This is a genomic window from Anoxybacillus dikiliensis (assembly GCF_050613275.1).
Classification (GTDB): domain Bacteria; phylum Bacillota; class Bacilli; order Bacillales; family Anoxybacillaceae; genus Anoxybacillus.
Window position 1 is genome coordinate 1,585,234 of the sequence record NZ_CP187112.1, and the last position, 12,668, is coordinate 1,597,901.

At 37.8% G+C, this 12,668-nt stretch carries 7 protein-coding genes and 2 pseudogenes; 3 read left to right on the plus strand and 6 right to left on the minus strand.

Annotation, left to right across the window (positions count from 1 at the left end; all coding sequences use genetic code 11):
- Nucleotides 1-55 precede the first annotated feature (55 nt).
- Entirely contained in the window at nt 56-1,114 is a 1,059-nt protein-coding gene (locus ACPF7I_RS08315; RefSeq protein ID WP_430743932.1) for a tetratricopeptide repeat protein, read from the minus strand.
- A 26-nt stretch (nt 1,115-1,140) separates the two neighbouring features.
- Nucleotides 1,141-3,063 (minus strand): 3'-5' exonuclease, encoded by a 1,923-nt coding sequence (locus tag ACPF7I_RS08320; protein WP_430743931.1) that lies wholly within the window; start codon nt 3,061-3,063, stop codon nt 1,141-1,143.
- Between the two features lie 268 nt (nt 3,064-3,331).
- Here ACPF7I_RS08320 and ACPF7I_RS08325 point away from each other — a divergent pair, with 268 nt between their 5' ends.
- Complete coding sequence (locus tag ACPF7I_RS08325; RefSeq protein ID WP_430743930.1) at nt 3,332-4,534, plus strand: IS701 family transposase; 1,203 nt, start codon at nt 3,332-3,334, stop codon at nt 4,532-4,534.
- Between the two features lie 94 nt (nt 4,535-4,628).
- On the opposite strand, the pseudogene ACPF7I_RS08330 reads toward ACPF7I_RS08325, so the two are convergent.
- A pseudogene (locus ACPF7I_RS08330) lies at nt 4,629-4,718 on the minus strand (transposase); the annotation flags it as partial.
- 644 nt (nt 4,719-5,362) lie between these two features.
- On the opposite strand from ACPF7I_RS08330, the pseudogene ACPF7I_RS08335 reads away from it, so the two are divergent.
- Both ACPF7I_RS08335 and ACPF7I_RS08340 read left to right on the plus strand, forming a co-directional pair.
- Nucleotides 5,363-5,632, plus strand: a pseudogene (locus ACPF7I_RS08335) (hypothetical protein).
- Nucleotides 5,633-5,916: 284 nt separating this feature from the next.
- A complete protein-coding gene (locus ACPF7I_RS08340) occupies nt 5,917-7,065 on the plus strand; it encodes a DNA-methyltransferase (RefSeq protein ID WP_430743929.1) in 1,149 nt (382 codons plus the stop codon).
- A 429-nt stretch (nt 7,066-7,494) separates the two neighbouring features.
- Here the strand turns inward: ACPF7I_RS08340 and ACPF7I_RS08345 are convergent, their stop codons facing one another.
- From ACPF7I_RS08345 to tnpC, 3 genes are all read right to left on the minus strand, one after another.
- Nucleotides 7,495-8,211, minus strand: a complete 717-nt coding sequence (locus ACPF7I_RS08345) for a hypothetical protein (protein ID WP_430743928.1) — start codon at nt 8,209-8,211, stop codon at nt 7,495-7,497.
- 914 nt (nt 8,212-9,125) lie between these two features.
- Complete coding sequence (locus ACPF7I_RS08350; protein WP_430743927.1) at nt 9,126-9,659, minus strand: hypothetical protein; 534 nt, start codon at nt 9,657-9,659, stop codon at nt 9,126-9,128.
- A gap of 1,293 nt (nt 9,660-10,952) precedes the next feature.
- Nucleotides 10,953-12,401 (minus strand): IS66 family transposase, encoded by a 1,449-nt coding sequence (tnpC, locus tag ACPF7I_RS08355; protein WP_430743926.1) that lies wholly within the window; start codon nt 12,399-12,401, stop codon nt 10,953-10,955.
- Between the last annotated feature and the right edge of the window lie 267 nt (nt 12,402-12,668).

The window sequence follows — 12,668 nt, forward strand, 5'->3', positions numbered from 1 at the left end:
CGCTCCTTTTCGTTATTTACAAACTTAGTATAAAAAAAGAGCGATGACACACATGTCATCGCAAATCGTCACGAAACATAAACGTATAATCACTTCGATACATAATGATATAATCAACAACACCGTTGTAATAGTAGGCCGTTTCCCCTCGAAACTGACATGAGTCGATCATATCGGGCACTCGAACGCGACTTAGCCTTTCCCGAAGACGCCTTACTTTTTGAATAAACGTATTTGTGCGAATCTCGTCATTCTCTCTGCGCCGAAAAAACACCTCTACATCGTATTTCGTTGCTGGACGCTTTTCATTTGTTTTCAGTAAAAAATAACAAAGCATCTCCGCAGGATCACGTGGCAAGCTCACTTCTTTGTCACCATAGGCGACCATATTTTCGCGATCGGAAAAATAAAGAACGACTGTATTTTTAGGAGGATTCATCATCACTTGTTCACATTGTTCTTTTGAACAATACTCTTTTCCGCTCGACGTCCATTTCGTAAATGCTTGCATCGTTAAAATAGCTTCGTTTCGCTGCAACGATTCATGCAAAAACGAAAGTTTCGCAGGCTTCTCTTGATCGCTTATATAATCAGGAAATTGCGCCACTAATTGATACGTTTTTTCCGCCATAAACAAGGCGCTATTCGCTAAATACAGATGCGCATAATATAGCTGTCGTTCATTTAAGCAAAACTCCCGATTCGAATACGTCTTTTGATATTCAAGCGCTTTTTCAAAGTAACGCTGCGCCGTTGTGTACTCTTTCTCCTTATACGCTAAAAATCCGAGACGATAATGGGCAATCGGATTTTCCGAATCATATCTCAACGCTTTTTGAAACGCTGTTTTCGCCATATGCTCGTCTTTTCTAAGCTGCGTTTTCAAATATGTTCCATAATGAATCAAATAACTCACGAGCTGTTTTTTCACATACTCAAACCCATGTTCCTCTTTTTCCTCTGCTGAACAACGGGATAAGTAACGGACCATTTTTTCATACACATCGACAATTTCATAATAAATCCAATCTTTTGCCTCACCGCTATTTAACTCTTCAAGAAGCTGTTCTTCGCGGTCGTATAATGTATCTAAGGTTATTTGGGATCGTCCCATGAAATTCTCCTTTCAAAAGAACAAAGTTACGAACCATTTGCTTTTTCTTCCTTTTTCTTCTGCAATCTGCTCGTGCGAACTTGCTCGAAATACCGTGTAAATTCGGACTCCCCCGAATAAGACAAACATAAGTATTCTTTCGCCCTTGTCATGCCGATATACAACAACGATACTTCCCGTTCACGGTCTTCTTCAAGTGCAAATGGCATGTTGTCAACATTGACAATAAACACGGCTTGAAAATCAAGACCTTTACTACTTTCAATTGTGCTAATTTTAACGGTTTCTTCATCGCGAGAAAATTTTCGCTTTGTTGTTTCATCTTCCGCGAGCCAATAATAAGGGATTTGCTCTTTTTCCAACGCCCGCTTAATGACATCGATGATGTTTTGTTTATGCGTTCGTTTCACTCGATACAAAATAAGCATTTCCGAATACGGCACGTTTTTCTCTTCATATAATCGCTTCATTTGCTTCGCAACCATTTGCATTTCTTGTCCAAAGTTCTCTGCTTTTACAATTGCCGGCTCTGGTCCTTTCCGCCGCGTACTTTGTGGGGCGATAATTTCTCCTCCAAACTCGCGTTGGGCCACTTTATTGCTTAGTACCGAATGCTCACGATAAAAATCCCACGCAAACTTCACAATTTGTGCCGTATTTCGATAATTAATCGTCAACACCTTGGAACGCCCTTGAAAACTTAATCCTGTATCTTGCACATATGAGCGTTTTCGTTTATAAATTGTCTGCGCTCGATCTTCCACAAGAAGAAGCGATTGAGTTGCTGGATTCAATAGTTTACTAACAAGCGCCAACCAATCTGAAGAAAAATCTTGTCCCTCATCAATTAAAATGGCGTCATACATTGGCAAGATCGCTTCTTTTTGATTAAGCTTCTCTAACATGTATGGAATTTGTTGCTCGGACATTTTTAAATCATGCTTCAACCATTCATGAAAGTTACGGACAATAATTTGATCGCCTACTGTTTTCGCCATCCCATCTTCTTTTGTAAAGTCAAAATCAAATAACGAATCTGGTTCATGTAACATATGGTGTAGCATTTGGCGAATCCCTTGCGCGAGCGAAATGTTATAACACAAAATTAAAATTTTCCAATCGGGATGTTGTTTCGCCAACAGCTTCGCCCGACTAGCTAAAATAAGCGTCTTTCCGCTTCCAGCCACCCCACGAATTAAACGGTTTTTATCACCGAGCTGCTTGGCTAAATTTTCTTGATGCAAATCCATTGCTTTAATGTCGTGGAGCGATAAAAGTACTTGATCTTGATATGGAACAGGTGGACGAAACTCAGCGCTGATACGCACTTCTGGAAAAAGATGATAACGAATTGCATCAATTTCTTCTTTTGTTAAGGGTGTTCGCAATCGATACGGAACAGCAAACATATTCAATATTTTCTCGAACAATATTTCTTCACTAAATGTTTCTTTATCTGGATCAATCTCATCACGCAACAAACAAAGATTAGGATTAACAACCGGATACAACTGTTTTTTCACTAAGTCTTTTTGTGAAATTCTTGTAAAAACAACCCCATACCCGTAAGGAAACTTCAGCTGAAATTGATATTTTCCTTCTAAATGAACTAAATTTTTATCTTTTTTCAACACATCAACAATATGAAACGCGTTATCTCTCGCTTGCTTAAACGGACTTTTTACTGTCACCTGCTCACCAGCGCTATTTACAATCGTCCATTCATCATTATTCAAATGAAGCAATGTCGATAATGTATAATCTTTTACCTCAAGCACAACAAGCCCTAAATCAGGACCAATAATGACAAAATCCGGACGTCTTCCTCGAATCTCCGGTTCATAATAGACAATATAGTCATCTGGCAAATATGTTTTTAGCGTTCGAAACAACAGTCGCTCACCTGCGGTTGCACTTGAACGAATCGTTTCCGGAATCATGTACGCCATCTAAACCAGCTCCAGTGGAAAATAGGATTTTTATCCTAATTATAATATGAGATTAGGAATATTGTAGATAAAAGAGTGAAAATTTCTTATATCTATCAATGAAAATTGCCCACTCAAAAGCAGAGTGGGCGTCCTAAGTAATACATGACTGTAGATGAGCAAATTCGCTAACATGAATTTACAACCAAACAAAAAAAGAGACATGAACCCGATTCCTTGATTAGAATAGATGTGTCACCAAAACTATTCACAAGGAAGTTCATGTCTCATGAATAGATTAGCACATCATCAAGGAATCCACAAGTTTTTCACGATGTTGGGGTTGGCACTTTATTTTTCAAAACCTGTCATGAAGCATCTCGTTCATATCGTGGATGCGCTGACCACCAAAGGATTTGTGGGAACATTGACCGATCTTCATCATTGGAGCTTTCATCCGAACCACCGCACGACACTCAGCCATTTTTTCACGAAAAGCCCTTGGGATGAAGAGACGCTGCTTCGCAAACTTCAACAGTGGATGCTTCGTCGTGTCGAACGCATCGCCAAACAGGAGAATCAACCCCTTTTTGTTTCGATCGATGATACGATTTGCCAAAAAACCAAGCCTTCGTCACAGGCAACGCACGCCATTCAAGGGTGTGATTGGCACTATTCTCACGCGGATAAAAAGTCTGTCTGGGGGGATAAAAAGTCTGTCTGGGGACATTCTCTCGTTTGGCTCATGGTTCATACGATGACCCAAGCGTTTCCTTTTGCCTTTCGCCTCTACGACAAGGCGGCTGGGAAAAGCAAGGGGGAACTCGCGATCGAGATGCTTTCTTCTTTGGATGTACACCGTCCTGTTTATGTGCTGATGGACTCTTGGTATCCATCGCAAACGCTCGTGGAAGCTTGTCTGAAAAAGGGATTCCACGTAATCGCAATGCTCAAGGCCAATCGGCTTCTTTATCCAAAAGGCATTGCGGTTCAGGTGAGGGAGTTTGCCCGCTACATCGAACCGAAAGACACTCACCTCGTCACGGTGGGAGAAGAGCGTTATCGGGTTTATCGCTACGAAGGCCCTCTCAAAGGTCTCGATGATGCCGTGGTGCTGCTCGCTTGGAAAGCCGATCAGCCGATGACATCGGAACATCTTCACTGCGTCTTGAGCACCGACCGGGATCTAAGCGATGAAGAGATCTTGCGCTACTATGCCGAGCGTTGGTCGATCGAATGTTTTTTCCGTCAAGCGAAAGACCAGCTGAAACTCGATGGATACCGCGTTCGCGGACGTCGGGCGGTGAAACGCTACTGGATCTTGGTGCAGCTTGCTTACGTGTACAGTATGTTCGAGTCGAACAGCGATTTTTCTGATGGGCTCGATCTTCTGCGCAAGAGAAAAGGACATAGCCTCGTGGAGTTCATTTACCGTGCAGCGAAACAAAATATTCCCATTGATACCGTGAAAAAACAGCTCCACGTGGCATAAGGGGTACCCTGTTTGTTTCTTTTACATGGTAATTATTGTAATTAAAATTACTCAACTACAGTATAATATCAATAAAATTTTATATTTATCACCATATAATTACCTCTAATTTTTTCTTTACAAACTGACGAACCACATTTTCCATTTGATTATTCCAGTCTGCATTCGGTATACTTTCAGAAATGGTTGGGTTTTTTCATTTCTTTGGAATGTTTTTTTGTTCAAGTCAGAGAATGCCCCACTTCTTTCTATTGATTTGGCAAAATACTTTACAAAAAATTTTATACATCATGGACTATTGCTTGCATTAATAGAAAGAGGTAAAATAAGAATAAAAGAATAAAAGAATAAAAGAATAAAAGAATAAAAGAATAAAAGAATAAAAGAATATTGATTGACATAAATGACAGCCACCATCCCAATGGACATATAAAAAGACAAGTGCGTAAAGTCTACCACGATAGGGATGGATACAAGGTTCTGGTGGTTGATATAAACTCGCGAGTTATTTAAACAGGTTGCTCTTCTACAAAAAATGTCCAACGAGTTCACAGAAAAACTCGTGCTCGAAATGATGCAGGAGAAGTATTCGGGACTTTACATCATGGAAGATAGATGACGAGCTCCACTTCAACTTCCTATGCACCTTCCCTCGTTGCATTTATACAACGGAAACATATCATAGAAAATATATACAAGATACAAGGACAAAGCAATTTTGATAATGAGCAACACTCTGCACAAGATTCTGTATAATTACGATTTTATTGATATTTACAAATCATCTTCCATAAGTAAAAAAGAGGTGATGGAACGTGTCCGAAATAAATGATGAAAAAATCAAAAAAGATTATCACGTCTACATAGGCGTCAACTGGTTCTGTCGGTGAAACAAACAACAACTCTTCAAAAGAAGAGAGCAACCAATTAAGAAAGGAGGTGGAGAAAATGGAAAGGAAGCGTGTTTCCTTCGATATTCGAACCGATCTGCATAAACAGTTAAAAATGCAGGCTATTTTGCAAGAGAAGAATATTTATTTGTTAATTGAAGAAGCAATAGAAAAATATTTAAAAGAATTAAAGAAAGATAAACTATAATTCTGTTAGAGATCTTTTAGAGGGGGTTCAAATCAGTATTTGTATTTACTGTGAAACGAGAGAACAATGGTTACGCAGGAGGAATTTCAAATAAGGATTTGATTCCAAATTTTTCATTTGGGTTAAACAGTAAGATCAAAACTTGGTGACTATTTCATAATCGTAAAAATGTTCACTATTGGACTTTAAAAAAATGATTTAATACGAAGTTTGATATAATAAATAAGCGCGTCGAAAAGCTATATTCCTTGGCTTTTATGATAAATAAATGGGTGGTGTTAATATTGAATTATTTAGAATACTCTATTGATTATGATATAGATAATGATATTCTTGAATTAACAGAGAAAATCAATAATTTATTTAGTAAAAATGACTTCTATTTACAAGTAGATGACGAAAAAACAGTTAAATTATATTTAAATAAGATCGATATGAAAAAATTCAATGAATTTATAGAAAATGAGAAAACAGCTAAAACATTTTTACTAAAGCTCAAGAATACGATAGAAGGTAACAGATCATATGGAATTGCTTCTGGTAAACGAATTTTTGTAAATTATAATGCCGAGGTCAAAGTTAAAGAGAAAGAAAAAAAGAAAAAATCTCGTAAACAGTTTTTCTATGTTAATGAAAAGGGATTTAGCAAAGAGTGCAATCAATTGCCAGAGCAATATGTAAATCAAATTATTTGTGATGATTGTGAGGTGTTTTTAAAAAAACTACCCGATAATTGTATTGATCTGATCGTTACATCACCTCCTTATAACTTTGGTATGGATTATAACGAACATGATGATACAGTATTCTGGAAAGATTATTTCTCGAAAATGGAAAGGATTTTGAAAGAGTGTGTAAGAGTTTTGGTTTGGGGGGGGAGAATTGTTTTTAATATTCAACCTCTATTTTCAGACTATATACCTACCCATCACATATTCAGTCGTATTTTTATTGATTTAGGATTAATATGGAGAAACGAAATAATATGGGAGAAAAATAACTACAATGCAAAATTTACGTCTTGGGGTAGCTGGTTGAGTCCTTCCAGTCCCTATTTTAAATATACTTGGGAGTTTATAGAGGTTTTTAGTAAAGGAGAAATAAAAAAAACAAATCGTTGGGGTACTGAATCTGATTTGACCCCCGAGGAGTTCAAAACCTGGACTATCGGAAAGTGGTCTATAGCACCTGAAAGAAAAATGAAAGAATATGGACATCCTGCTATGTTTCCTGAAGAGTTAGCAAGAAGAGCAATTAAATTGTTTAGCTTTCCAGGAGACATTGTATTAGATCCTTTCAATGGAGTGGGTACGACAACGTATGTTGCAGATCAGCTTAATAGAAAATACTTAGGCATAGATATTTCTTCAGAATACTGTGAGACGGCTAAAAAAAGAATCATAGGGGGAAAAAACTTATTTAGTCTCCTCTAGAAGTTTAAACGAAGAAACGTGTCATTGGCACATTCTTATGTACATTTTAAACAAAGGCAACCACCATCACAAAGAATGAAAAGCATCGTTTGGAATTTTGAAGTAAAAACCGACTGGAACTCACCGCCCCCTGATGAAGCTCGGCAGAAGGCCGCCTACCGACTGCATTCTTATTTGCTCCAAAGAAAATAGGTGGCCCGTGAAGCTTGAGCATTTTTCTTCCGAAACGACGACCCATATTCAGCAAACTGAACTAACAGCTAAACAAAGGCAACTCTTTGTAACTTTAGGGATGGAGCCTCATTTAGGAGATCCAGGACATCCAACCTCGCACCTACACGCACGCCCAACGCGTGTCCAAAAATGCCCCCTATCTCTTGATACAAAAAGGATAGGAGGCATTTTTACCTAATTACTGTCCAATTTACATTATACAAAGCTTTTTAATATATTGCTCAATGTTAAAATAGCCTTGTTAACTGAAGAGTGCGTAAGTTCCTTAAAATATGAAGAATTGTGTATAGGTTTATCTATATCTCTTTCACCTTTCAGCAAAGTTATAATCTCTAAATCAATATCAAAATAAGACATAAGTGTTCGTGTAGATGGGCTACCAATGGTGATAAAATTTAATTGTGAATAATCTCCTCCTAACTGACTTTCTAATTGAAGGAGCACAAATTTTTGAACTTCAGCAAATTTTTTAAGTAAAGTAGCGTCAACTAATATCCTCTTTAACATTGCGTTTTCAGTGTATGCTTTGCATTCAATGGCCATAACGAACTTTCCATCTATATATACATGAACATCCGTTCCTATTTTATAATAAAATCTATCTCTTTCTTTCTGGATAATTTTTTTTACATTTTCATCCCTAATATTGTTTATATATTCATCATTAATTGGAACTTTAATTTTCTTTCTATCCATTTTAATTCGTTTGATATCTTGACCTAGAACATCCCTCCACGCGAGTAAAGTCATCATTTGGGCCATTTTTTCTACTAATTTTCCTTTTTCAGCTCTTATAACTCCCCCGAATGCTCGATTTATTGTTTCTTCGGCTACTTTACTTACACCTTTTACGGAGTAATTGTACAACTCAATTATTGCATTTATACCTTCTGTATATAACGTTTTGTCCATGATTATCTTTTTCCTTTCATTAGTTATTCTCATAATGTTATTTTTAGATACTGATTATCCCCATGTTCAGACAGAATGTGATTTCGTATCAAAGCTTATCAGCTTCAGATTTCCTACTAGTTTGAAACGAGGTTCATATTCACGCTCATAGGGAGCTTGATCTTCATATACATACCAATTCAGCTATTCTATTCGGGAGATTAGCGAAAAAGCTTTTGATCATATTATCAGTTGTTAGTTGAAAAGACTAAATAAAAAAATTTTACATTAGACTCGGTCGATCCAAAAGATATATACATGCAACATAAAGAGTCAACCTCTCTGTTATACTGCACACTATAATAAGCGTTGTTGCAACACTTTCTCCAAAGATCCTATAGGTTCAATCTACAAGTTGAACGTTGGGAGAGAAAGTTAGTTGCAAGAGAAGGAAAATATTAATTTTTCAATGAGCATTTATATAGCTATATGGCTACAATTTGGAAGTTTAACTTCATTTTTTCGCCTGACGGAAGCAAACCAAAAGCCTACTTCCGTCACACCTTCGCGGCAAAGCATCGAACCACTGAACACTTTCCAGACGAATTCATTTGTCTGGGAGCGATGTTGCTCGGTTGCTCGACAGTCGAAAAATAATAATTGCTTATGTTAAAGCCACAAAGTGAATCTATATAATATTCATTGGGATTGATCACATACTTGTTGTTGATATTTTTCATCAGCACAGTACCTATAAATTTTGGTTCATCACCAAAAGATGTACTTGATTTTTTCTGAACATATCTTATTTACAGTTTTTAGGAGAAATCAGCAAATCAACGATTTTTACGCATCTTTGCACAGGAAGCCGTATTGCTTGTCAAGTACATGTTGTGGTACGATCCTAAATTTTGTATATATTCCAATATATTCTTTTATTTTATATACATATAAACATCGTTTAATGTATTAACGTCATTTAGATCAGATTGTCTAATTTCATAAAGGGGAGCATTGGTTACAAAAAAAGAATTATCGTCTCGATATCTTTTTGATCCTTTTGGATAATAACTCGATTTTTTTAGAAAATCTTCTTTTTTTATTAATCCACAAACAGTGAGTATATTCCTTGATTTGTTAAAAGAACAAAATAGATAATAATCTACTCCATATCTCAACTGATATCCAATAAAATTATGTACAAAATGAGGTTTCATTGGAACAGTACGGGTCATTGTTTTTATATCGATCTTTTTATTCTTAATGATTAGATCCACACCACCATCAAATCCATTCTCTCCGTTCGGCCTCTGTCCATCAGTCAGGTCAGCTATTACTACTTGTCCCAATACCCCTACAAACTGTTGTTCCTTATTCCCATCAGCATAACCTCTTTTTCCAAAATTAAATTTTGATACCATCATACCAGCATAATCTCTTTGTTCTTCATTTACCTTCACATCAAACATTCTTCCACCCCTTGTTCGTAAAATGTCGAAAATCATAGTTTCATTGGTATTGCTTGTTTTTCCATTGAATCTGTATAAAGATCCTGTATTTGATGACCTTTTGCTCCCATTTTACACAGCGGAAAAGTTTGAAATATCATTGGTCAAAAGAGTTATTTGCTCATTTTTTGACCACAAAGAAGAATACATAGCTTACCTCCACGGTGCAACGGAAAGGCGAGCATCATTGTTCAGGAGCCCACCAGCCTATACAAACCACAACATATATTTAGGAACAAAAGGAATTTTATATACAAATATACATAAAAATCATCAAATTACCAACATAACATATTCACAAAAAGGTGCAATCAAGTATAACTTTCAATTAAGCAACAATAAAATTTACCATAAACTTATTTTACCAAATACTTTTAATAATTTTCAAACAAAAATTTGTTTGACTGTGGGTTATATTTTGATCATCAAAAAAACAAAATTTACATGTTTGATGCGTGTAGGCTGATAATCTAATTGACTCAAAATGAAAGTAGACGAGAGCTTCTTTATGTAAAGAACTCGAAATGTTTTTTGTTGTAGTCTCAACTTGTGTGAGATCCGCCTCAATTACTGTTATCAAAGGAATATATGTTTCTTGCAAAAATCAAAAAACTCCTTCTTTTCTGTTTCTAAAGACGAGGGAACAAAAGAAAATGTTTTCCCTGAAAGAGATTACATTATATCCATTTGCAATACGTTTTCATTCAAATTACATTATGCTAATGCCCTAAACGTTTCCTCCTTCCCTTCGGAAAAATTCCTTTTGCTTGTTCAATGTTCCACATGCTCGGTTGCCTACAAAAAGCAATTCATTTGCTTTGTCCATACCTACTCTTATTTGATGTCCTTTCAACTGACGAAATAATGAGCGTAACAGGGTGCATGAGCCACCTGGATGTATGGCGAATACATCTCAAACGCATGACGCATTGTCTCGTCTCTTGATCCTAGGCAAAATGTATTCCAACGTAAGACTTGCAAAGCAAGGTGTATACAGCGCTTGGAATCAAGTATCTCTTCTATATTAACGTCGTTGTTAGAGGGAAGTACATCCTATTTGCATAACTAGAGGCTACCCAAAAACGCGAATACGTTTTAAGATCATATCTCTTTTTCCATATCGAAGTAGGATCTCCACCACTTGTACTCCACAAATGACGATCATGATAAGAAAAACCAAAGTAACTATTCACCCCGATAGAAGTATGTAAAAAAGCCCAGCACAAATAGGACATCCCCGTGATTGAAAATGCCCTAAGTGGTAGAAAGAACATGATCAAGCGTGTCACCCGTCAACAGAAGACATAACGAATCCCACACGTTTTTTTCGTGTTTCGTCAGTGTGGAAACGATGCTTCTTGCGATGCAAAACGACTGGGCGAATGTTTCTTCGCGAAACGTACCCGAAATGTTCTCTTTGACTTTGACCATGCGAAGATCGCGTTCGGCTTGGTTGTTGTCAAAGGGAACATGTACTTCACGTAAGAAACGCAACGCTTCTTCCTTTCGTTTCTGAAGCCGTCGAACAAAAGCGAGTGCTTTTTTCGGAAGAGGTGTCATCGTTTCTAATCGGTGTTGTGCTTTCGCTAGGATGCGATCATACACTCGTTCCCATCGTTTCGCTTCTTCTTCGGAAAGTGCACCGTGATGGGCTTCGACGGCTTGCTTGGCGGCTAACAGAAACGTGGTCATGCGCATCGCCCACGTATGCCCCTGTTCGATGAATCCTTTTAACTCACGCAAATGGTGGGCATGACAAAGGGCATGGGTGGCATGTGTGTATTTCGGATACGTACCGAACGCATCGTGCATCATCGTCCCTTTGTATTGTGGAAGAACCCCGATCTCATCCGTTGCTTTCTTTCCACGAGAAGCGTGAGGAGCTAAGTATGTATATGTCGACGTACATGCGACATGCACCCATGCGAGTTTCCCATTGATGCGCAAACTCGTTTCATCGACATGCAAGATGTTGGAGTCAAGTAAGGCGTCTTCGATGATGTCCATATTTGATTCCAGCGATTCGCGTCCTCGTTTCACCATATTGGCAAGAGTTCCCGTACTCATCGAGTGTTGATATAACGCTTCGATTGTATCACTTAAACGCTTGTACGGGATCAATTGGATATGATGTAAATAAACAACGAGCGCCGTGAGCCGTGGACCGTATTGCACATGATTCGTGACATGGGATGGGAATTCGGCTTGTTGAACACATCGACAATGTGGACACGATTTCACTTCACGTTCATGTTGTGTCACCTCGATCGCCACAGGAGGGACATCAAACACTTGACGGACATCGACTTTGAACGGTTTGACTTCACGCAAAGAAGCCCCACATCCTTGACACGTATGCACACGGTGGACGACACGATGATGTGGATGTTCCACTTGACGGAGCGTCGTTCCTTGATGTCCTTCTTGTCCGCCTGGCTTGTTGCCAGATGGTTGACGAGAAGAACGTGTGTTGGCAAAACGGTCAGAAGATGGGGGCAAATGGCTATTAGAGCTGTTTTTTTTCGTGCGTGCTTCCAGCTCTTGAACGCGATACTTGAGTTGTTCATTTTCTTTGCGTAGCTGTTTGTTTTCTTTCAACAGTTGCTCAATGACTTGTTGTTGGTGAGTAATGAGCTGCTTTTGTTGTTGGACTTTGCTGATTAAGCTTTCAACTGTAAATACAGCTTGTTGTACCGTCAACATGCGATTCACCTCCTTGTCTATCAATATTCACATCATGGACAGGAAAAGCAAAAAATATTCAGCTCACTTTATGATGTGGCTGAATAGTTACAAACCAAAAGCATACTTTTACTTTTTATACCAAATACCTCTTTTTGCTACGTTGCTATCAGGTTTAAACTTAAAAGGCAGACACATGTTTCGATGATGGACATTTAAAGCGTACCACTCGTCAAGTACACATTATGATGATGAGCCTACAGATAGAAAATATTAAAATAATACCAA